This window comes from Cytobacillus purgationiresistens, assembly GCF_030813235.1.
Taxonomy (GTDB): domain Bacteria; phylum Bacillota; class Bacilli; order Bacillales; family Cytobacillaceae; genus Cytobacillus; species Cytobacillus purgationiresistens.
The window spans coordinates 37,091-59,161 of record NZ_JAUSUB010000002.1 but is presented as its reverse complement, the minus strand read 5'-3'; the positions used below and the strand labels follow the sequence as shown (position 1 = coordinate 59,161).

At 37.0% G+C, this 22,071-nt stretch carries 26 protein-coding genes; 18 read left to right on the top strand and 8 right to left on the bottom strand.

Annotation, left to right across the window (positions count from 1 at the left end):
* The first annotated feature begins 500 nt into the window (after positions 1–500).
* Together spxA and mecA are read left to right on the top strand one after the other, a co-directional pair.
* Positions 501–896, top strand: a complete 396-nt coding sequence (spxA, locus tag J2S17_RS02850) for a transcriptional regulator SpxA (protein WP_307471728.1) — start codon at positions 501–503, stop codon at positions 894–896.
* Between the two features lie 474 nt (positions 897–1,370).
* On the top strand, positions 1,371–2,036 hold the full coding sequence (gene mecA, locus J2S17_RS02845; RefSeq protein ID WP_307471725.1) for an adaptor protein MecA: 666 nt from the start codon (positions 1,371–1,373) through the stop codon (positions 2,034–2,036).
* 267 nt (positions 2,037–2,303) lie between these two features.
* On the opposite strand, the gene J2S17_RS02840 is transcribed toward mecA, so the two are convergent.
* The gene (locus J2S17_RS02840; RefSeq protein WP_307471723.1) at positions 2,304–2,540 is read right to left on the bottom strand and encodes a hypothetical protein; all 237 of its coding nucleotides are present in this window, start codon (positions 2,538–2,540) and stop codon (positions 2,304–2,306) included.
* A 123-nt stretch (positions 2,541–2,663) separates the two neighbouring features.
* Between J2S17_RS02840 and J2S17_RS02835 the strand changes: the two genes are divergently transcribed.
* The 3 genes from J2S17_RS02835 to pepF all read left to right on the top strand — a co-directional run bounded on the left by J2S17_RS02835 (position 2,664) and on the right by pepF (position 7,235).
* A complete protein-coding gene (locus tag J2S17_RS02835) occupies positions 2,664–3,893 on the top strand; it encodes an ATP-binding protein (protein WP_307471721.1) in 1,230 nt (409 codons plus the stop codon).
* A 162-nt stretch (positions 3,894–4,055) separates the two neighbouring features.
* Positions 4,056–5,255, top strand: coding sequence for a competence protein CoiA (locus J2S17_RS02830; RefSeq protein WP_307471718.1), 1,200 nt, complete (start codon positions 4,056–4,058; stop codon positions 5,253–5,255).
* A gap of 159 nt (positions 5,256–5,414) precedes the next feature.
* Complete coding sequence (gene pepF / locus J2S17_RS02825; protein WP_307471716.1) at positions 5,415–7,235, top strand: oligoendopeptidase F; 1,821 nt, start codon at positions 5,415–5,417, stop codon at positions 7,233–7,235.
* A gap of 417 nt (positions 7,236–7,652) precedes the next feature.
* Here pepF and J2S17_RS29060 read toward each other — a convergent pair whose 3' ends face one another.
* The 5 genes from J2S17_RS29060 to J2S17_RS02805 form a co-directional block, all read right to left on the bottom strand.
* Complete coding sequence (locus J2S17_RS29060; RefSeq protein WP_503128663.1) at positions 7,653–7,802, bottom strand: hypothetical protein; 150 nt, start codon at positions 7,800–7,802, stop codon at positions 7,653–7,655.
* 312 nt (positions 7,803–8,114) lie between these two features.
* Positions 8,115–8,990 (bottom strand): ClpXP adapter SpxH family protein, encoded by an 876-nt coding sequence (locus J2S17_RS02820; RefSeq protein ID WP_307471715.1) that lies wholly within the window; start codon positions 8,988–8,990, stop codon positions 8,115–8,117.
* Positions 8,987–9,394, bottom strand: a complete 408-nt coding sequence (locus J2S17_RS02815; protein WP_307471713.1) for a globin domain-containing protein — start codon at positions 9,392–9,394, stop codon at positions 8,987–8,989. Before J2S17_RS02815 ends, J2S17_RS02820 begins: the two co-directional genes overlap by 4 nt.
* A gap of 244 nt (positions 9,395–9,638) precedes the next feature.
* Positions 9,639–10,271 carry a lytic transglycosylase domain-containing protein gene (locus J2S17_RS02810; RefSeq protein ID WP_307471711.1) on the bottom strand — a complete coding sequence of 211 codons (633 nt, stop codon included), beginning with the start codon at positions 10,269–10,271 and terminating at the stop codon, positions 9,639–9,641.
* A gap of 22 nt (positions 10,272–10,293) precedes the next feature.
* Positions 10,294–10,947 (bottom strand): CYTH domain-containing protein, encoded by a 654-nt coding sequence (locus tag J2S17_RS02805; protein ID WP_307471709.1) that lies wholly within the window; start codon positions 10,945–10,947, stop codon positions 10,294–10,296.
* 57 nt (positions 10,948–11,004) lie between these two features.
* On the opposite strand from J2S17_RS02805, the gene J2S17_RS02800 reads away from it, so the two are divergent.
* The 4 genes from J2S17_RS02800 (at position 11,005) to J2S17_RS02785 (ending at position 14,341) form a co-directional block, all read left to right on the top strand.
* Positions 11,005–11,376: a UPF0738 family protein gene (locus J2S17_RS02800; protein WP_307471707.1), complete on the top strand. Its 372-nt coding sequence runs from the start codon at positions 11,005–11,007 to the stop codon at positions 11,374–11,376.
* 208 nt (positions 11,377–11,584) lie between these two features.
* Positions 11,585–12,223 carry a GTP diphosphokinase gene (gene yjbM / locus J2S17_RS02795; RefSeq protein WP_307471704.1) on the top strand — a complete coding sequence of 213 codons (639 nt, stop codon included), beginning with the start codon at positions 11,585–11,587 and terminating at the stop codon, positions 12,221–12,223.
* Positions 12,224–12,565: 342 nt separating this feature from the next.
* Positions 12,566–13,360 (top strand): NAD kinase, encoded by a 795-nt coding sequence (locus tag J2S17_RS02790; protein ID WP_307471702.1) that lies wholly within the window; start codon positions 12,566–12,568, stop codon positions 13,358–13,360.
* A gap of 90 nt (positions 13,361–13,450) precedes the next feature.
* Complete coding sequence (locus tag J2S17_RS02785) at positions 13,451–14,341, top strand: RluA family pseudouridine synthase (protein WP_307471700.1); 891 nt, start codon at positions 13,451–13,453, stop codon at positions 14,339–14,341.
* A gap of 102 nt (positions 14,342–14,443) precedes the next feature.
* On the opposite strand, the gene prpE is transcribed toward J2S17_RS02785, so the two are convergent.
* Positions 14,444–15,178, bottom strand: a complete 735-nt coding sequence (gene prpE / locus J2S17_RS02780) for a bis(5'-nucleosyl)-tetraphosphatase PrpE (protein ID WP_307471698.1) — start codon at positions 15,176–15,178, stop codon at positions 14,444–14,446.
* 573 nt (positions 15,179–15,751) lie between these two features.
* On the opposite strand from prpE, the gene fabI reads away from it, so the two are divergent.
* Together fabI and J2S17_RS02770 are read left to right on the top strand one after the other, a co-directional pair.
* A complete protein-coding gene (gene fabI, locus J2S17_RS02775; protein ID WP_307471696.1) occupies positions 15,752–16,522 on the top strand; it encodes an enoyl-ACP reductase FabI in 771 nt (256 codons plus the stop codon).
* A 116-nt stretch (positions 16,523–16,638) separates the two neighbouring features.
* Positions 16,639–17,424 (top strand): CotO family spore coat protein, encoded by a 786-nt coding sequence (locus tag J2S17_RS02770; RefSeq protein WP_307471693.1) that lies wholly within the window; start codon positions 16,639–16,641, stop codon positions 17,422–17,424.
* Positions 17,425–17,563: 139 nt separating this feature from the next.
* Here J2S17_RS02770 and J2S17_RS02765 read toward each other — a convergent pair whose 3' ends face one another.
* Positions 17,564–18,109: a CotY/CotZ family spore coat protein gene (locus tag J2S17_RS02765; RefSeq protein ID WP_307471691.1), complete on the bottom strand. Its 546-nt coding sequence runs from the start codon at positions 18,107–18,109 to the stop codon at positions 17,564–17,566.
* A 141-nt stretch (positions 18,110–18,250) separates the two neighbouring features.
* Between J2S17_RS02765 and J2S17_RS02760 the strand changes: the two genes are divergently transcribed.
* The 7 genes from J2S17_RS02760 to spoVIF all read left to right on the top strand — a co-directional run bounded on the left by J2S17_RS02760 (position 18,251) and on the right by spoVIF (position 21,963).
* On the top strand, positions 18,251–18,607 hold the full coding sequence (locus tag J2S17_RS02760) for a DUF1360 domain-containing protein (protein WP_307471688.1): 357 nt from the start codon (positions 18,251–18,253) through the stop codon (positions 18,605–18,607).
* Between the two features lie 345 nt (positions 18,608–18,952).
* Positions 18,953–19,420 carry a YhcN/YlaJ family sporulation lipoprotein gene (locus J2S17_RS02755; protein WP_307471686.1) on the top strand — a complete coding sequence of 156 codons (468 nt, stop codon included), beginning with the start codon at positions 18,953–18,955 and terminating at the stop codon, positions 19,418–19,420.
* Positions 19,421–19,435: 15 nt separating this feature from the next.
* On the top strand, positions 19,436–19,909 hold the full coding sequence (gene spoVAC, locus J2S17_RS02750; RefSeq protein WP_307471684.1) for a stage V sporulation protein AC: 474 nt from the start codon (positions 19,436–19,438) through the stop codon (positions 19,907–19,909).
* Positions 19,909–20,925, top strand: coding sequence for a stage V sporulation protein AD (spoVAD, locus tag J2S17_RS02745; protein WP_307471682.1), 1,017 nt, complete (start codon positions 19,909–19,911; stop codon positions 20,923–20,925). The genes spoVAC and spoVAD overlap by 1 nt, the downstream gene beginning before the upstream one ends.
* A gap of 33 nt (positions 20,926–20,958) precedes the next feature.
* Positions 20,959–21,315 carry a stage V sporulation protein AE gene (gene spoVAE, locus J2S17_RS02740; RefSeq protein WP_307471681.1) on the top strand — a complete coding sequence of 119 codons (357 nt, stop codon included), beginning with the start codon at positions 20,959–20,961 and terminating at the stop codon, positions 21,313–21,315.
* Positions 21,316–21,431: 116 nt separating this feature from the next.
* Positions 21,432–21,587 (top strand): YjcZ family sporulation protein, encoded by a 156-nt coding sequence (locus J2S17_RS02735; RefSeq protein ID WP_307471679.1) that lies wholly within the window; start codon positions 21,432–21,434, stop codon positions 21,585–21,587.
* Between the two features lie 121 nt (positions 21,588–21,708).
* Complete coding sequence (gene spoVIF, locus J2S17_RS02730) at positions 21,709–21,963, top strand: sporulation-specific transcription regulator SpoVIF (RefSeq protein WP_307471677.1); 255 nt, start codon at positions 21,709–21,711, stop codon at positions 21,961–21,963.
* Positions 21,964–22,071: the final 108 nt, after the last annotated feature.

Sequence of the window (22,071 nt, the reverse complement as noted above, 5' to 3'; positions counted from 1 at the left end):
TTTATTATTTTATTTTCATTGTCTGAATTTTAATTGAGAATGAAATAGAGGTTTACGGAACGTAAAAATGGGTATATAAAAATATATAATGATTTTTGAATAAATGTATATTTTGTGAACTCTTATAATAAATTCATGCAAAAATCGAAAAAAGTGAAACTTTTTTTGTATTAAATCGTCTTATATTATAGATTCACCTAGGCGAGTTGATTGTTTAATTAGCGTATGAGACTTTTATAATGAATATAAAAACATATACCAAATGATCTTTTATTGGTGTATAATAAAAATATAAATTGCTTATTTATAGTGATTTTAATTTACCCGTGAGATTTAACACAGTAAAAGCCTAGTGAATCATTAAAGAGCTGTGGCATCTCAAGATGAAAACGGAATCAGTTAGCTCGCCAATTTTATCTGCGGGAACCAAACTAATTAAACAATATAATTTTTTGAATTGGTTTATATATGTCTAAATTTAAGGAGTGTGAATTTGTAAAATGGTCACATTATACACTTCACCAAGTTGCACATCTTGCCGGAAAGCTAAATCGTGGTTAGAAGAACATGAAATTAGTTATAAAGAAAGAAATATTTTCTCTGAGCCTTTAACAATTGAAGAAATTAAAGAAATTCTTCGTATGACTGAGGATGGGACGGATGAAATTATCTCAACTCGTTCAAAGACATTCCAAAAGCTTGATGTTAATTTAGAAACAATGCCACTACAAAATTTATTCGAATTAATCAAAGATAATCCCGGGTTGCTGCGTCGCCCAATTATCCTTGACGAAAAGCGTTTACAAGTGGGTTATAATGAAGATGAAATTCGTCGTTTCCTTCCTAGGAAAGTTCGCACGTACCATCTTCGTGAAGCACAGCGTTTAGTAAATTAACAAATGAGACCTTCTTTTTTATAGGAAGGTCTCTTTTTTATGTGTTAAAATGAAGTTTCTTTATGTGAATAAAATCCTCCACAATTATTCTAGAAATATGATTACTAACCTGTTAAAGCTTGATTTCTTGTGAGAGGTCTTCTTTTCTGATAAAATACAAGCACTAACTTAAAATAAATATCATCCTATGGATGGTTTAAAAGTTAAAAAGGATATGATTATATAGGCATTCATTTGTTTTTTAAGGAGAAATGACATTTGCATTCCCTTTAACGAGTATTTGTCATAAAATGAAAGCAACAAGCAGATAATATTCTGTATCTTTTATTAAAATGAAATGGGAATATTTTATAACGTTACTTGCTTGTTTATGTTAGGAATATAAAAGCAAAATCAGGGTAATAAGTTTATAGATAGGATGCTTTTGGGGGTATTTAGTCCCTTCACCAACCGCTAGAAGGGAGAGTTGCTGATATGGAAATTGAACGGATTAATGATCACACAGTAAAGTTTTATATTTCATATGTTGATATAGAAGAAAGAGGATTTGACAAAGACGAGATCTGGTATAATCGTGAACGTAGTGAGGAACTCTTTTGGGAAATGATGGATGAAGTTCATCGAGAAGAGGACTTTATGTTGGAAGGACCATTATGGATACAAGTGCAGGCCCTAGATAAAGGTTTAGAGATTTTAGTAACTAAGGCACAGCTATCTAAAGACGGACAAAAGTTCGAACTGCCAGTGCCGGATGAAAAACTGAAAGATTTAGCTGTTGATGAAAGGGTAGAAGCCATGCTAGATCAACATTTTAACGTCACGGAAGAAGATGACGATATTGATGAAGGAGATTTAGAATTTGTGCTTACATTCAAGGACTTTGAAGATCTCATTTCTTTGTCAAAGCGCACAGAGCTTGATCATATTTCAACAAAAGTATATTCGTATAAAGGCATCTATTATCTGCTTGCTGAGTTTCCAGAGGATGTGTTTGAAGAAGAAGAAGAAATTGATAATCTTTTAAGTATCCTTCTTGAATTTGGTAATGAAACAGACACAACCATACATCTTTTAGAGGAGTATGGTAAAGTTATTTTTGAAAATGATGTGTTTGTGCAATTACGAAAATACTTTAAATAATTGTCGCCGATTTCATTTGAAATCGGTTTTTTTATAGTTCTCAGATGCTAAAAGTCTGGTATCAAAAGGGTAATGTCCATAATATCAAGAAAGTTGCCGATTAAGTTGGATGCCATGTCTTGTCTATTTAAATCCCAAAGATGGCTGATGTTTATTGAAAGACGTCCATTTAAACAAAGTCTCTTCACAATTGGTTGTGATTTACACAGGAAATTCTGGTGATTAGTTAACTGAATTGGCCACCACCAATTATCATCCACCAAAACCCTAGGACTTTACATGAAATCCGCCCAATGATTTGTTCGCTATATTGGGTAATCGTCTGCTCTGCATAGATCTTATGTAGCCTGGAATGCTGTATTTACTGTAAGAAAGCCGATATCGATGAAATCCATTAATCGTTCTTGGTTTATTTTTTTCCCTTTTATGCTTTTTAGGAACCTCTCTTATATTTCTAATGTTGTAGCAGGATTGTCCAATAAGTGTGTAATAGATCATCTGCATGTAGATGAATCTCCCAATATCGCTTCAATTAATATTTATTTTAGTAGCAGATGGAATAATTAGTGTGAAACTACCAATATTTTGATAAAATTATAAAAATACGTTTATTAGAGGGCAATAAAAATGAATAAATCAGGACAAGTGACTCTTGTGTTAATTTCAATTCTATTTACAACATACCAAAAAGTTATGTCTAATGAGCCTTTTTTTACAATCGACTTTTTTATATTCACCTTCATTGCTTGGTTTGTGGGCTGGCAATTTGATAAGGCGCAATATTTCGAAAAAAAGTCACGTGCAGGTGAAGACAGCTATAAGCGATTGATTGATTCATTACCTGAATCCGTTTTTATTCTCCAAGAGTATAAGATGGTTTATGTAAATGAAGCTGCTGCTTGCATGATGGGTGCTGCCAGTAAGGAAGCGTTAATCGGTAAATCCATATTTGAGTTTATGGATCCTGAGTATGAGGGACGTTTACTCGAACGAATGAAGCACGCTAAGAAAGAGCAACAACCTTTAAACACAATCGAATACAGATTTAATCGATTGGATGGATCCATGTTTTTCTATGAATCGTCAAGCTTGTCTATCACTTTTGGTGAAAAGGAAGCTGTGCTTTCAATTGGAAAGGATATTACTGAAAGAAAAGAACAAACTGAACGGTTGCTACAAAAGTCTGAAAAACTGGCAATATTGGGCCAAATGGCAGCGGGAATTGCCCATGAAATCCGTAATCCCCTCACTTCAATTAAAGGGTTTATTCAATTATTTAAAACCAGTAATCAACAGGAAGAATACTATGATATTGTATTATCTGAGATTGATCGGATTAATGAAATTGTAGGAGAATTCCTTGTTCTAGCCAAACCTTCCGCTGCTATTTTTGCAGAACAAGATGTTAAAGTACTAATAAAGGACGTAGTAACCTTAATAAATAACCAATCTATATTGAATAATGTTCAGATATATGTGGAATTTGACAGTGACTTGCCAATGGTCAGTTGTGAAAAAAGTCAGTTAAAGCAAGTTTTTCTAAACCTTCTTAAAAATTCAATTGAAGCCATGCCGAATGGTGGAAATATTGATGTTAAAGTAAAGGAAAAAGTTGAAGGGGAAATATCTATCTTGATTATTGATGAGGGCATGGGAATTCCAAAAGAACGAATCTCTACACTTGGCGAACCATTTTATACAACGAAGGAAAAGGGAACTGGCCTAGGTCTAATGACTTGCTATAAAATAATTGAAAGTCATAACGGTCAGTTAACGATTCAAAGTGAAGTAAATCAAGGAACAACTATAGAAATTATAATGCCTACTATTTCCCAACCGTTATTAGTTAGGGGATAAAGTAATTATTGAAGGGCTGCTATTATTCATTTGAAATAGTGGCCGATATGCCTGACCAAAAAATATCATTTAGAACTGATAATAATAAAATCGTAAAAGTGAAAGGGTTTCATTCATTTTTTATAGAATATACATTATAAAAAATAAAAGGGTGATGAGCTATTGTTATTAGCAAGAAGTAAGGAAGGGAAAATGATTGATTTGAGAAATACCCCTACTTATGTGCTGACTGGTATAAGAAGCCAAGATCAGTTTTTTTGTCCAGAATGTAAGATGGAAGTTATTCTTAAAGCAGGGAGGAAGCGAATTACTCATTTTGCTCATAAAAAGAGCGGTGATTGTCTTGAAAGCTACGAAAGGGAATCACAAAATCATATGAACGGTAAATTATTGATTTATGACTGGCTTAAAACTCAAGGTTTTCGCCCCCAGCTGGAAAATTTATATCCAGAAATAAGACAGCGGGCAGATATTGGCTTTAGCTTGAACGGGCTAAAATATGCGCTAGAGTACCAATGCTCAATCATTCCAGAGAAACTTTTTATTCAACGAACGGAGAATTACCTCCAATCCGGCATTCGGCCTTTATGGATTTTGTCTGTCGATCATCTTAACAGGAGGGGAAATAACCAATTTATTTTATCTGACTTTCATTATTTATTTCTTCAGCAAAATGCCACTGGTAACTGGGTGCTCCCATTCTTCTGCACTTCTTCAAAATCCTTCATCACACTTGATTTTCTTCTGCCGATTACAGCAAAAAATTCATTAGGGCAATTGTCTATAAAAAAACTATCCTTTCACACTCTCTCAGAAGCAATGAAATCTCCACAATTACAGATTCATCATAAAGAATGGGAGCAGGCAGTTAGGCGATTGAAAAACCAAGGAAATATCGGACACGGTTTATTTCCACAGCACTTTTTAAAAGAACTTTATTTAGCTGCTATGTATCCAGCTCATCTCCCCCCTGAAATAGGTCTCCCTGTTAAGCATGGGCTTTATATTTCAACCTCCTCAGTACAATGGCAATCCTATTTGTATTTAGATATTCTAAGACATCAGCAGCCGTTCACATTGGATGAAGCCTTTTATTCATTTAAAAAAAGGATCAATCGTAAGCATATCAAACTGCGAACAATCAATCCAAGTGCAGATGGACATGCTTTTATAGCAGTTAAGGAGTATATGGTGATTTTACAAAAGCTCTCTATCCTCTCAAGTGATGACGGCTATCATTACCTTGTGAATAAACCGATTTTACTTAACGAAAAACTTGACTGCATAGAAAAAAGCACAAAATCTTTTTACCTGCAGTTTGGTAAAAGGATTCTGCATCATACTCTTTTAGGAAAAAAGTAAATGAAAGCATTCTTTTTAACATAACATAAGACATTACGATGGATTCCTTAATATTGATTTGCGTAATTTGAAGAAACAAATTAGTGAACAATTTAAGGTAATTATTGTATCATTAAGATAATCATTCCGATTATCGGAATTTTCAATGGAGGAGATAGAATGATAAATGAAGCGCCAGTGAAAAAGCTACCTGCAAGAAGTGAGATAGCTGTAGAGGAAACATGGAGGCTAGAGGATATTTTTGCTTCTGATGAAGACTGGGATAAGGAATATCATGCAGTCAAAGAATTAATGCCTGGGGTAGAGAAATTCAAGGGGAAGCTTCATGAAAGTGCAGATACACTATTTGAGGCTTTACAATATCAAGATCATATTTTATCTCGACTAGTTAAGTTATATACATACGCACATATGAGATATGATCAAGATACAACCAACTCATTTTATCAAGGAATGGACGATAAGGTAAAGGGGTTATATTCTGTTGCAGGAAGCCAATTGGCTTATATTGTACCGGAATTGCTTGCTGTTGAGGAAGAGAAGATTAGCCAATTCTTAACTGAAAAAGAAGAACTCCGTTTGTACGAGCATGCGCTTAAGGAAATCAATCTGCAACGGCCTCATGTTTTGTCAGCTGACCAGGAAGCATTGCTTGCTCAAGCTTCGGAAGTTATGGATGCTTCAAGTAATACCTTTGGCATGTTAAATAACGCAGATTTGGAATTCCCTACAATTACAGATGAAAATGGGGAGGAAGTGGAAATCACCCACGGCCGTTATATAAACTTCTTAGAAAGCGATGATCAAAGAGTTCGCCACGATGCTTTTAAAGCAGTATATGAAACGTATGGCAAATTCCGCAACACTTTTTCAAGTACTTTAAGCGGAAATGTAAAGCGGAATAATTTTAACGCAAACATAAGAAATTATGATTCTGCCCGTCATGCTGCCTTGTCTGCAAATAATATTCCTGAGACGGTTTATGAAAACCTTGTGAATACTATCAACGATCATTTGCATTTACTGCATCGTTACGTGAAGCTGCGTAAAAAAGTACTTGGGGTAGAAGAGCTTCATATGTATGACCTTTACACACCATTAGTTAAGGAAGTAAAAATGGACATTAAGTATGACGAAGCCAAACAAATGATTTTAGAAGGTCTTGTGCCACTAGGGGAAGATTATTTAAATGTATTAAAAGAAGGCTTTGACAACCGTTGGGTGGATGTGCAAGAAAATAAAGGGAAACGCAGTGGGGCATATTCTTCAGGTACATATGGGACGAACCCATATATCTTAATGAACTGGCAAAATAATGTGAATAACTTATTTACATTGGCACATGAGTTCGGCCACTCTGTCCATAGTTACTATACACGTAAAACTCAGCCATACGCTTACGGCGATTATTCCATTTTTGTCGCTGAAGTTGCCTCTACTTGCAATGAAGCTTTATTAAATGATCATTTACTAAAAACAATTGACGATGATAAGAAAAGGCTATATCTGTTGAATCATTATTTAGAGGGATTCAGAGGAACTGTTTTCCGTCAGACGATGTTTGCTGAGTTTGAGCATGTCATTCATCAAAAGGTGCAAAATAACGAAGCTTTGACAGCCGAAGCATTAACTGAAGCCTACTTGGAATTAAACAAAAAATATTTCGGTGAAGATGAGCTTATCATCGACGAAGAAATCGGACTTGAATGGTCGAGAATTCCTCATTTCTACTACAATTATTATGTATATCAATATGCAACAGGCTATAGCGCAGCAACTGCATTAAGCAAGCAGATTTTAGAAGAAGGCCAGCCAGCTGTTGAGCGCTATATAGACTTCTTGAAATCAGGTAGCTCTGATTACCCAATTGAAGTTTTAAAGAAGGCTGGAGTAGATATGACCAGCACGAAACCGATAGAAGACGCATGCAAAGTGTTTGAAGAAAAGCTAAATGAAATGGAAGAACTCTTATCAAAATAATCGATTAGGGGATGAGCTGATGCTTGTCTCCTTTTTTATATAAATGACAGGAGAAGGTAGAAAAAAAGCAATAATAATCCCAAACTCAGCCCCGAGCAGTGGGAGAAGGTAGAAAAAAAGCAATAATAATCCCAAACTCAGCCCCGAGCAGTGGGAGAAGGTAGAAAAAAGGCAATAATAATCCCAAACTCAGGTCCGAGCAGTGGGAGAAGGTAGAAAAAAAGCAAAAATAATCCCAAACTCAGCCCCGAGCAGTGGGAGAAGGTAGAAAAAAAGCAAAAATAATCCCAAACTCAGGTCCGAGCAGTGAGAGAAGGTAGAAAAAAAGCAAAAATAATCCCAAACTCAGGTCCGAGCCGGAGGAGTAGGTAGAAAAAAAGGTCTATAACTCCCAACTTATGTCCGAACAACAATAACTTAAAAACCCTTAAACCTCTTCCTATCGTTCAGATAATAAATCAATATAAAGACGGACAAGAAAAGAAGGGGAATGGTGATTAACGGGGGTATTAACTTCATCAGGCCCAAAAGGTTCAGAATAAATGCGATGAAAATTAAAAGTAGCATTAGTAAAATCGGCATTTTTTTCATAGCCCGTTTTTCTCCTTTTTATATTTATCCTATGAAGTTAGAATGGTGTACATGCCATTGAATAGAGAAAGCTGAAGAGAATTTGACAATTATGTGAAAAGATACACAAACTATTGTCAGGTTCTTCTCCACATGATATATTTATGTTGTGAAGTTAATCACAAACAAACATATTACCCCTTTGTTTGATCGTGAAAACATCTCCCATCCCCTTTGTTTGTATAATATTAAATAAAAAGCCATACACCTCAGAGAGAGTGTATGGCTTTTGTCTTTGAAATAGAAACATCAATCAACGAATCTCCAGAAGTTTCCATGCTTGGCTGGCACTTGTTCAGCTTTTTGTTTTAATTGAAGCTTTTTCATTTCACGATTGACATCCTGCTCGCTCATATTGTAAACTACTGAAATTTCTTTTGTAGCTACAAGTTTAAAATGCTTTAAAAAGCTTTCCAGTTCTGGTAATGGAGCGCGTTCAGGCTTGATAGGCAGCATTTCTTCTAAAATTTGCTCATAAACCTCGTATTGGTAAAAACCTGTAATCTTAATACCTTCTTCTTCAATATTTTCATTAAAGAAGACGAGTGTTGGAATTTCATCGACATCCATTTCTGCAGTTATTTTCACATCACATTGAAATGCCTTTGCAGCACTTTCTGAATGGATATCTGTCACAAACTCCACAACATCTAATCCAATGTCAGTTGCACATTCCTTTAATACATCAAAATCAGATATGTTTTGTTTTTCAAGAAAGAGCACTTCCTGTAGCTTCCGTAGAAATCTAATTCCGGACTTTCGGCCTTGCAATTCTGCTGCCTTTATCGCAATTGAAGCAAGATGAGGTGAAGAGATGGGATTCTCATACCATACCGAACCATCACATGACATGCCAGAGCGGCTTCCTGTTTTCTCCCATTGGTCAACGATATTATCATAGCCTTGGCGCTTACCCCTATTTAAAGATGTTAGTTTGCCGCTTATCACATGCTTGATAGAAAAGTATCGACCGTATTCCACTAAAAGCTTTTTTATTATTGGCTCTAACCCCCAGCATTCAGGACAAAGAGGGTCGACGAAGATATATAATTCCAGCGGCTTTTTTTCGCTGCCATGGCAATGAGGTGATGTCGACTTTCTTTCGAATGATTCCTGATTGTTCACGTGTTATCACCTTTCATTTCATCATTTTCAGGTGTATTAACCATATGCTGTGCAGTTAGACTGAGCCTTGCAAATAACTCATCTCTAATAGGTCCATTTAGTCCAACTTCATCCATGGCTTCCTTCATACAGTTGAGCCAGGCTTTCGCTCTAGTCATTGTGATGGGAAAAGGCAGGTGACGGGCTCTTAACATGGGATGACCATGTTCTTCGGTATATAAAGCTGGTCCGCCTAAATACTGTGTAAGAAATTGTTTTTGCTTCCTTGCCGTTTCGGTCAAGTCATCTGGAAAAATCGCGACGAGATCAGGATGTTGTCCGACTCGACTATAAAAAGCATCGATAAGTTGATGCAATCTCTCTTCTCCGATCGCGTCGAACGGTGTATGCATTTTCTCGACCATTATTAAAAAACTCCTTTTATGAGTTGTTTTATCCCTTATTTTTAATTACCTTATTTATTTAACTATTTTTATTTTATCAAGGCATGGTTTATATCTCAAACAAATAGCTTTGAGAGTCGAAATAAGGAGCATTCTTTTTAATAATTTACCCTGTTTTTGGGTTTTTTTTCAGTTTTTTCTATTTATCTGGGTGAATGAGACAAAAAAATCCAACAATCAGAAAGACTGTTGGATTCTTGAACGATTACACATTCATAATATTAGATTTAACCTTCTGAACATAATTTCTAGTTTCTGTAAAAGGTGGAATGCCACCATACCTATCAACATTCCCTGGTCCCGCATTATATGCGGCAAGAGCTAAATCAATGTTTTCATTATACTTGTAGAGCATTTGCCGTAAATATTTTGTCCCGCCAATGATGTTTTGCTCAGGATCAAACACATTGGCTACACCGAGGCCCTTAGCGGTAGCTGGCATCAACTGCATAAGTCCTGATGCTCCAGCGGGGCTAACGGCATTAGGATTGTAGTTGGACTCCTGCTTTATGACTGCTTGAATCATACTGACTGGTACGTTGAATAGGGCGGAAGCTCTGCCAATCATGTCATTAAAATCAGTTGATCCTCCTGAAGTTGGCTGTTTCGTAAGTTGAATAGGCATAATCGTCTGACTGAATGGAGAGATCTCGGTATTTGCATATAATGATCCGATCGTTCCTAGTCCACCAGTAGGTTGAGACAAGTCCTCAGTGCTTTGAGTGGATAAATATTGATTTAAGATATCCCCAAAACTTGAACTTTGATTTGCATTAGGCTGGTTAAAGTTTTGCAATGCTTGAATTTCAAGCATCATCTTCAATTGATCGACATTCATAGAAAAAACCCCTTATAAAGAGTTAGTTATTCATCTGTTTATATTTTTCCTTATAAAACCGCAGAATTTTGTTATCTGTTTTTCTTATCGGTATTTCAAGTAAATTTAATAGTGCCTGAAAAGAATTTGAGCCTTTTTTCCTATTGTTAACTTCATACTCTAATTCGAAATCTTCGGTATTTAAATACATGCTATGATCTAACACAATTAGACCCTCTTTATACGGGATTTCTGCGCGTCTTGTTTTTAAAGAGCCAAAGTATTGAATGTCGGCAGTGTTAATTCCCTGTTCTTCTATTATTCGTGTGATCATTTCGTTTTTCAAAGGGTGACCTTGAAATAGGTCATTAACCTCTTTTTTGCTTATAGGCTCATTCGTTTCAAGCAGTCCCTCTGCGTGTGGCTGTTTTAAGGTGAGCTCATAACTTCCTTCTTTTTCTCTTACTCGCAGTGCACAGCCAAGATTTTTTAGAGAGAATGTAGGGGTGTCGAAATAAAAATTCTCTTGTGAAAAGAAATCTTCTTCTGAAAAAGAAAAGTAATTCATTAGGTTTATGAAATCTTCCTTATGTAAAATATTTTTAAATTCTATTTCAAGGTTTTGTGCCAAAATAATCTTTCCTTTCTGCTGCCTTGTCTGTATATTATCTCGTTCTTTTTCTCTTGCTGCAATCATCTTTGAGATTTTTACTAATCCTATGGTAAAATAATGGGGAGTATGGAGGTTGATAAAATGAATTCGAAAATTAAAGTGACGAATGCAAAGTGGAATGAAACAAAAAAGCAATTATTTTTAATAATCGGTGACGATGTACCATTATCTGAACTGGTTCCAAAAGAGCAAATGCTTGTTGACTCAGACAATTTATCGTTTATATACATAACAGAAAAAGACAATGATTATACATATATCATGCTGTCAGATTTTATATGGAGAGAGCTGAACGTAGCCCTGCAAAACGAGGGAGAAATATATTTATCACAGCAAGATAAATTGCTGCCATTGCCGCAATTTCATGAAGAATTAAGTTATCTTATAGAAAACATTAAAGGAAATAGCAACTATGGCGATGAAATGGTAAACAGGGTCGAGAGTATTTTTTAAAGAAGGACATGTGCCTTACTTAGAGTAAGAGTAGAGGCTAATAAGAGGTAGAGGGATTACTTTCCAATCCCCTATGGGACGCTCCAATCTTTATGTAAGGCTCTGTTTTTATTGGATTGTCTAGCTACAGTGGCTTCCCTGAATAAAGGCCTGAACAGAACCTTTGATGGAGAAGGCACTTGGGCTTTTCTTATAAGGTGGTGCGTGTATGAAACATTGGGATCAATTTTTAGGCCCTTACAAGCAAGCAGTTGAAGAATTAAAAGTGAAACTGAAAGGGATGAGAAGTCAATTTGAATCTGACCCTGACCACTCTCCAATTGAATTTGTAACTGGGCGTGTCAAGCCAATCGCAAGTATCTTAGATAAGGCGAATCAAAAAGGTGTCCCGCTCGATCGACTAGAGGCTGAGATGCAGGACATTGCTGGTATAAGAATGATGTGTCAGTTTGTGGATGATATTATGAAGGTCGTTGAGCTGCTGCGCATGCGAAATGATTTTGAAATAGTAGAGGAAAGAGATTATATTTCTCATAAAAAGGCAAGTGGCTATCGATCATATCATGTGGTGATTGCTTATCCAGTACAAACGATTCACGGAGAGAAAAAAATTCTTGCAGAGATCCAAATTAGAACATTGGCAATGAACTTTTGGGCGACAGTCGAGCATTCATTAAATTATAAATATAAAGGAATGTTTCCCGATGACATACAAATGCGCTTGCAAAGAGCGGCAGAAGCTGCCTTCCGACTGGATGAAGAGATGTCTCTGATTCGCGGTGAAATACAAGAAGCGCAAGCGTTCTTTTCAAGAAACAAGGAAATGCAGCAGAAGAATAAATCATAATAAGAAATGTAGAGGCGACTGAACAGCCCCGACAAGCTTAAGAGGAATCGGGCAGGAGGTGGTTTTGCCTCTGGACCAAGTTCACTTAAGACCTCGAGGGGCTAGGAGCCGCAACTGGACATTGAAAATGCGAAAGCCGCCTTGCTCAAGCCCCGCGTGAGCTAAAATCACCACATCCTGTGGGCCTAAAGCTTAAGACGCATTAGGAATGATGGTATACTTGGCCTTCAATTCTTATGCGGCTTAAGGCTTCGAAGGGCCGGGCGGTGGAACAAGACAAACTATTTTCTATTAATTGCTATTATTCATTTTTTTATTTTTTAAAAGAGGAGCTACGAAACGATGAGATTTGCTATCACTTCAAAAGGAGATTCAAAATCGAATACGCTCATGCATAAAATGAAGTCTTATCTGCTAGATTTCAACCTCATTTATGATGAGGAACAGCCGGATATCGTGATTTCAGTCGGCGGGGATGGCACTTTGTTATATGCATTTCATCGCTATAGTAGTCGTCTGGACAAAACAGCGTTTGTCGGTGTTCATACAGGTCATTTAGGATTCTATGCTGACTGGGTGCCTGAGGAAATCGAGAAACTGGTGATCGCAATAGCTAAAACGCCGTTTCAGGTTGTTGAGTACCCGCTGCTCGAGGTCATAGTGAGATATCAAAATGGGGGGAGAGAAACCCGCTACTTAGCTTTAAATGAATCGACAGTCAAGGCTGTGAATGGCACATTTGTAATGGATGTAGAAATTCGCGGCCAGCATTTTGAAAGATTTAGAGGAGATGGACTATGCTTATCCACTCCTTCTGGAAGTACAGCATATAATAAAGCTTTAGGAGGGGCTATCCTTCATCCTTCCCTGCCAGCTATCCAGCTTGCTGAAATGGCGTCTATCAATAATAAAGTTTTTAGAACAGTGGGTTCACCACTCGTTCTGCCAGGGCATCATGCATGCTTGCTTAAGCCAGTAAACGAACCGGATTTTAAAATTACGATTGATCATTTATCCCTATTGCATAAGGATGTTAAATCGATTCAATTCAGAGTGGCAGACGAAAAAATTCGATTCGCACGGTTTAGACCTTTCCCATTTTGGAAAAGAGTACATGATTCGTTTGTCGCTGATTAACAGATAAAACCATCAGTTCGCGCTGGTGGTTTTATCTATACAGAAAAAATCAAGAATGCCGGGAACAGATGAGACAGGAGCAAGAATAACATGGAATTGTTTAAACTAGTATGGGTGATTTCAGAAAATATGAAGGGAATGACGATCAAACAATTCCTTAAAGAAAATGATATTTCAAAGACTGCCTTAACAGATATAAAATTCTCTGGTGGATTTATCAAGGTTAACCAAGTGAAAGAGAATGTCAGGTATGCATTGAAACATGGGGACGTGCTTGAGATTGGTTTTCCAGAAGAAAAACCCAGTAACGCGATTATGGGAGAGGATATTCCATTACATATCATATATGAAGATGATTATGTACTAGTGGTCAATAAGCCTGCTGCTATGAATACGATCCCATCGAGAGAGCATCCGACTGGAAGCTTAGCAAATGCAATGATACATTATTATGAAAAGATTAATCTATCCGCCACTGTTCATATCGTTACAAGGCTGGATAGATATACTTCCGGCCTTGTGTTAATTGCAAAGCATCGCCACATCCATCATTTACTAAGTAAATTGCAGCAGCAGAATGGTGTTCACCGTATTTATGAAGCTTTTGCTGAAGGGACAATCAGTAGAAATGAAGGTATAGTAGAGCAGCCTATTGCGCGGAAGCCCACTAGTATTATAGAGAGAGAAGTAAATGAAGCTGGGAAATATGCTTGTACACATTATCAAGTAATAGAACGCACGAACGCTTTCTCTGTTGTAAGGCTTAAACTTGAAACGGGAAGAACCCATCAAATCCGCGTTCACCTCGCCCACATGGGACACCCTTTAATGGGCGATGATTTATATGGAGGTCAGGTTAACAGGATTAAAAGGCAAGCGCTTCATTGTATCAAGCTTTCGTTTTACCACCCGGTGCTGCACCAGACGATTGAACTAGAGCAGCCTTTACCCGAAGATATGAATTTGTTGCTTCAGAGATAAGGGGGAAGCTCAAGGCCTTAAGCCGAACTGGTCCAGAGGCAAGAACAGCCTCTAGCCCAATTCCCCTTAAGCTTGTCGGGGCAGATCAGTCGCCTCCACATTTCAGTATCGGCGGAATTTTTCTTTTGTGTAGGGCATGCTGGATTTTACTGATACTGTTTCCAGTTCGGGGTATTTAAGAGCGGTTAGCTGGTTGCCGAAAACTGCGCCGGTATCGATATTATACGTGCGATTGATTACACGTACTTGATGAACTGGTGTATGTCCATACACGATAATGGAATCCCCATTATAGCTGCTTGCCCAGTCTTTTCTAATAGGCGTCCCATCGTCATAGCTTTCTCCAGTTATATCCCCATACAATACAAATGTTTTTACCTTTTTATTATACTTTCCTATGTCTTCTTTTTGAATGCCTGCATGAGTAAGTATAAGCTTTCCGTCATCAAGAATCTGATAAAGTGGGGATGTCTCATATAGTTCGATAAAATGCTGCTGAATGGAGGTTTTCTGTTCCGGACCGAGGGAGTTGAATTCAGCCACAGTTGTTTCTAATCCATGAGTGATCTGAACGTTATTCCCAAGAAAAAAGCGATATAATTTATTACAATGATTCCCGGGTACGTAATAAGCAAGGTTTTTCTTTACAAGTGTATAAACAAGCTCAGCAGTCTGTATTGATTTTGGTCCTCTATCCGTTAAATCTCCAATAAAAGCTAGCTTTCTCCCTTGCGGATGCTGTGGATAATCTTTTATCCATTCATAGCCAAGCTGGGTTGTTAGCTCTTTTAATTCTAAAAAACACCCATGCAGATCCCCTATAATATCTAATTTCACTGGATTCACACTCCTTGTGCAAACTGTCATATTTTTGCTGCTTCATTTATATTTCCTATAATTAGGATTTAAACATCATTTTATTAGGAAAAAGAAAATAACTTTCTGCAAGTTTATTTTTAAACCCGAGACTGATTAGCATTTTTAACTCCATTATTATTACATCGATTAAAGATAAATTTTATTCCTGTTGTCGTGGTAGAATTTTTAGCTTATATCAAACAACACTATATCATAAGGAACAAGTTAAGGATGAAAATCAAATGGCAGATTCAGTATTGAAATTGATTTTAGTGCATTTTCTTCAAAAAATCGAAGGCTTGATTTTACTGAGGTGGGGACACAGAATTAATGAATAAGCGTTTAATTGTGACTGGCCCTAGAAGGTAAGTTGAGGAATTGAAATAGGAGCTGGAGTTATTCGATTAAACTCCATTTTGGATTGGCAATGCTTGCTTGTTTGGAGGATATCAAGTTTTTTCTTTAAATACAGCTTCCTTTTTGCAAGCAAGTGTTGTAAAATTAGCACTAGGTACTAATAACTTGTGATAATTTTGATAGGGGGATATAGTAATGACGATTTCACTTAAAGACAAGACCTTTGTTGTGATGGGGGTTGCGAATAAACGTAGCATAGCATGGGGGATAGCCCGTTCATTGCATGAGTCAGGTGCTCGATTGATTTTTACTTATGCTGGCGAACGATTAGAAAAGAATGTTCGTGATTTAGTTGAGACGCTTGAAGATGCAGACGCACTAGTCCTTCCGTGCGATGTAACGAATGATGAAGATATAGCTAGCTGTTTTGCCCAAATTAAAGAAGCTTCAGGAACCATTCATGGAGTTGCTCACTGTATTGCCTTTGCGAATAAGGAAGAGCTTCAGGGAGATTACATGAATACCACTCGTGATGGCTTCTTGCTTGCTCATAATATTAGCTCATATTCATTAACGGCAGTTGCGAAAGAGGCTAAGGAATTAATGACTGATGGAGGTAGCATTGTCACCCTTACATATTTGGGCGGTGAGCGTGCGATTAAGAATTATAATGTGATGGGTGTAGCTAAGGCATCTTTAGATGCTAGTGTTAAATATCTTGCTGCTGACCTTGGAAAAGAAGGGATAAGAGTGAACTCTATATCTGCAGGGCCCATTCGTACCTTATCTGCAAAAGGAATCGGAGAATTTAATTCTATTTTAAAAGAGATCGAGGAACGAGCACCATTGCAAAGAACGACAACACCTGAAGAGGTTGGGGACACCGCAGTATTTTTATTCAGTCACTTATCACGAGGCATTACAGGTGAAAATATTCATGTAGATTCCGGTTATCATATCCTATAAAAAATGACCGACTTCCGAATAATGGAGGTCGGCTTTTTTTTATTAGAAATGAACGCCCAGATTTTCCTTACATATAATACGATGTAACAATAAGTATAGGAAGGTGTGAACATAAGATGAGTGTTAAAAATAAAATGAAGCCGCTTCTATATATCCATCAACCTGAGTTGTCGCTCCCGCAAACATCTATGCAAAATTCATTTTCAAGTAAACAGTCGGAGGTAGCAGAAAATGAAAGCAAAGAAAAAGCAGCATTTTTCAATCAAGATGATTTAGAAGCAATTGGTTTAAAATCAGCAGTGGCAGAAGAAGAAAGTATAGTAAAAAAGCCCTTCAATCAAGGTGATCACGAGACATTTGGATCAAATGCTGAAATAGCAGAAGAAAGCATAGTAAATAAATCCTCCAATCAAGGTGATCACGAGACATTTGAATCAAATGCTGAAATAGCAGAAGAAAGCATAGTAAATAAATCCTCCAATCAAGGTGATCACAAGGCATTTGGGTCAAATCCTGAAGTAGCAGAAGGAAAAAGCAAAGAAATAGCATCATACAATCAAGATAATCTAGAAGCATTTGGCTCGAAAGAAGAAGTGCAGGAAGTCATTTCTGAATATATAAATGCCCCTGAATCGAGCAGCCAATCCTCTACAGAAAAATTGAGCTTTCAAAGGTTAAAAAGCTTTAAAGAGATGAATATACCTGAAAGAGTCAATTACTTAAGCCACTTTCCTAAACAATTACCTCCTGTACCATGCTTATTTGAAACAGAAGAAATTCAAGTTAGAGGTTTCTTAGTTACTTCATCAGACACTGAGATTGAAGTGAGAACATTAGATGGGGATGTACAAAAGCTCAATATTCAGAATGTGAAATCGATTAGAATGATTGGTTTCAGATGAAAAAACCGTTAATTAAAGATCGTTGAAATGCAAAGCAATTATACTTTAAGTCATATTTACAGTTACGTTAATCATCCTTCTAAATGCTTAAAGTATAAAAAAGCCAGTCGTTATCCGACTGGCCTTTATTATAGCGAAATTAATCATCGTAACTATATGAGTCAACATCATTTAAATGAATATCTTCAATACATTGCACTGCACAGAAGCAATTTAAGTCAACTGTGATACAGTTGTCTGTACTGCGGAATCCGTCAACTTTACAAACCTTTGACAAATCGATGCAGCATCCATCAACGATATTAGTTGTTTCCCATCCGTGTTTGCCGTGTCCTTCACATTCACTGATAGGCTCTAGTACTCTGAGTGTAGCGCAGCAATTATCAAATACTTCTTCGACTCTGAAGAAAATGGATACACATGCACAATTATCTACGTTTGTTAAAAATGCATGAAATGGTGATCCATCTGCAGTTTTTAGAACAAATACCCGAGTATTAGGACGTCTTTTCCTTTTCTGTTTTTCGCGATGAGGTGAAATAGCTCCGATTGGTTCTAGGAAACAGCTTGAACCGCATTCGCAATCAAATTCATCTTTTATTTGGTCTTGGATATCTTTTATAGCATGGACTACTTCACATACACAACTTTCGTGTTTGTAATCGTCTTTTTTTCCACAACCCATATTGTTTTTCCTCCTTATTTATTTCTTTGTGATCTACATTAATAACATATTGTAGAAACACCCTATGGGTTACGGACAAACGCCTTGTTTTTAAAAAAAATGGGCATTTTTTTTAAATAGATATATTAGGGGTGATTATGCATGTATTTATCATTTTTTGAATTTATTTTATTGGGCTTCGCGACTTTTCGATTAACCAGGTTAATTGTATTTGATCAAATAACAGAATGGATGAGAAGTCCATTTATGCGGGAAATAGAAGAGCAAAATGAAGAAGGGGAAAATGAAATATATATTGTACCAAAGATTGGCGGGATTTCTGGTTTTTTTGGGAAGCTCCTTAGCTGCTATTGGTGTGCAGGTGTATGGTGCTCTGTTATTCTGTGTGTGCTTTATTTTGTTATCCCATTTTATGGTATGTATATAATTCTTGTGCTTGCTGTAGCAGGCATTGCATCAATAATAGAAACCCTTGTACAGATGTGGCTCCCTGAATAAAAATAGGCATTTCAATTATACAAGCTTTTCATTTTTGCATAAGTTGTAGTTAAAGATGTTTTTTTATAAATAGGGGAGTGAAAGCTATGATTAAAAAATCCATCAATCAAAACACTACTTCTCAAAAAAAGACCTTTGCCCAAAGTAAGCCTTTAAAAAAACCTTCCGGATGCGGCTGTGGTAAGAAAAGAAAGAAAAGTTAGATAATAATGAAGCTGGCTCACATCCCGAGTCCGGCTTTTTATTTTGGAAAAAAATTTTAAGCAATAAAGAATGATTTTGGATAAGACCAGCGATTTTAGAAACAATAATTGTTAAATGATACTTACATAGGAAGGGAAGACAATGAAAAAATTAATTATTGTTACCGTATTGTTTATATCTTTGTCTGGCTGCAGTAAGCATGAGTCTAATGAGGCTCCGATGTCATTGGTTAAGGTTACTCATCCAACGCCTTCACTTATCAATAGTGACCATCGGGCGGATGATTCATCTTTGTTAAACGACATTGAAAAGGATGTTGAAGGCTATGAGGAATTGTATGATGCAGCGATTGTCAAAAATGATAATCAAATATTAGTGGCTTATAAAGTAAAACATCTTCAACGTTTCCACATGAAAAAAATTGAAAAGAAATTAACGGATTCATTAGAGAAGAAATATCAGGATGAAGAATTTATTGTTTCAAGTGATTATAAGATATTTTTAGAAGTGGTTGAATTGCATGAGAAAATGAAAAATCCAGATTACAATTCAGATGAAGCTGAAAAGAAATTCAAAAAGATAGTTGAAATGCAAAAAGAATTGACATAAGAAGGAGTGAATGTAATGGGGGGACAAAATAAAAAAACACCTGATCAAGAAAAGTACCAGCAGCTTGAACAAAAGCATGAGACAAAAAGACCGGTGCTAAAAAATTGTATTCGTGCTTTTTGGGTTGGCGGTCTTTTTTGCTTAGTTGGCCAAGCTATTACTTATTTCTATATCTACTTTTTTAATTTTACAGAACAAACAGCGAGTAATCCTACAGTTGCAACGATGATATTCATAGCTATGCTGCTTACGGGATTTGGCGTATACGATCGGTTAGGACAATTTGCTGGTGCAGGAAGTGCCGTGCCGGTGACCGGGTTTGGTAATGCTGTCATTTCAGCAGCGATTGAGCATCGTACTGAAGGCTTTGTGCTCGGGGTGGGGTCCAATATGTTTAAACTAGCGGGTTCAGTATTATTATTTGGCGTATTCTCTGCATTCATTATTGCATTATTAAAAACGATATTAATTAATATGGGGGTCATATAATGCTGAAGGGTAAGCAATCATGGATATTTAATAATCGCCCTGCAATTACTTCCACAGGTGTTTCAGGCGGTCCCTTTGAAGCAAATGGAATGCTAGCCGACGATTTTGACCTTCTTCATGAGGATTTATGGATGGGGGAAGACTCTTATGAAAAAGCACATCGTGTGTTAATGGAAGACGCAAGTCGTATTGCGTTACGCAAAGGGAACACCGAAAAAAAAGATGTGCAATTCTTTCTTGCGGGGGACTTAATTAATCAAATTACTCCTACGAGTTTAAGTGCCAGATCATTAGAGATTCCTTATTTTGGATTGTTTGGAGCTTGCTCCACCTCAATGGAAGGATTGGCTCTTGGCTCTTTCATCATTAATTATCAAGGAGCCAATACGATTTTAACAGGGGCATCCAGTCATAATTCGGCTGTTGAAAAACAATTTAGGTATCCAACAGAGTATGGGGGACAAAAGCCACCAACCGCTCAATGGACAGTGACTGGAGCTGGTGTGGCTCTTCTTGAACAAAATACTGGCCAAGCTAACGTACCTGTCACTACATCAGCTACGATTGGAAAAGTGATGGATTTAGGGCTGACTGATCCATTTAATATGGGTGGCGCGATGGCACCTGCTGCTGCTGATACAATTTCAGCTCATATGAAAGATCTAGACATTGACCCTTCGTATTATGATTTAATCGTTACAGGAGATTTAGGGAAAATAGGTCAGGAAACAGCTTTAGAACTGTTGAAGGACAAAGGATTGAAAATTGATAGAGATCAATTTCAGGATTGCGGGCTGCTTATATATAAGAAAGACCAGCCAGTTCAATCGGGTGCAAGTGGAGCAGGTTGTTCGGCTTCTGTCTTATACGGCCATTTAATCAATCAAATGAAACAAGGGGTATACAAGCGAATACTTGTAGTCGCAACAGGTGCGTTATTATCTCCTATTACTGTTCAGCAAAATGAGACTATTCCTTGTATTGCTCACGCTGTATCTATAGAAATGCAAGTTTAATTCAAATATTGAGTGCAGAAAGGAGGAGAAATCATGCTTCCGATGTTTTTTTGGGCATTTGTTGTAGGTGGACTGATATGTGTAATCGGTCAGATTTGCTTTGATGTTTTTAAACTTACCCCAGCACATACATTAAGTGGTTTCGTTGTTCTTGGTGCGGTATTGGATGGTTTAGGCTTATATGAACCGCTTATTGATTTTGCAGGTGCAGGCGCATCCGTTCCCATTACAAGCTTTGGCAACTCGTTAGTACATGGCGCGTTACAAGAAGCTGAAAAGCATGGAATTGTAGGCGTGTTGACTGGTATGTTCGAAGTAACAAGCTCGGGGATATCAGCTGCTATTTTGTTCGCTTTTATAGGTGCCTTAATCTTTAAGCCAAAAGGGTAATGCTGCCCAATTCAACATTTTAGACAAGAATGTTTCACTGGTATGGTAGCCTGCCTACACATCTTGTATGTGCTTTACATAAGTTGTAAAGAATCAAATAAATGTGAGGTGATATTATGGGCTACGGATTTGGCGGCGGCTGCGGAGGTGGCTGCGGCGGCGGAAGCTATGGCGGATACGGATACGGTGGCGGCGGTTACGGCGGCAGTACCTTCGTATTAATCGTTGTATTATTTATTTTGTTAATCATTGTTGGTGCAAGCTTCTTTTAATCGGTAAGAAAAAAGGTAACAGTGGATACATTCCGCGGTTACCTTTTATTTTTATAATCACCTTTTTCCTTTATTCTCATAGTATAAAGAAGAGTTTAAGAAGGAGCGTGAGGTTTTTTAAATGGATAATCATTTTTTCAAAAATATTGAGAAAAAAACAGGCGTTAATATGAAGGATGTACTTGACCTGGCTGGTTCTTTACAAAATGCTAATTTTAAAGATGAGAAAACGGTTAGAAGCGTCATAAGAAGAGTATCTCAAATCGCCAATAAGCAAGTTTCAAAAGATATGGAAGACAAGATTGTAGAATCCATAGTAAAGGATGGTAAACAGTTAGATTTTAATACGATTAATAAAATGATCAATAAGAAATAATGCATTTTGGCAAGAGAACCTGGTTAATGACCAGGTTCTCTTTTTATATGATTCACACCGTCTTGTCCTAAAGAGATTTAAAATTAGCCACGGGCGCAAGTTATGGTC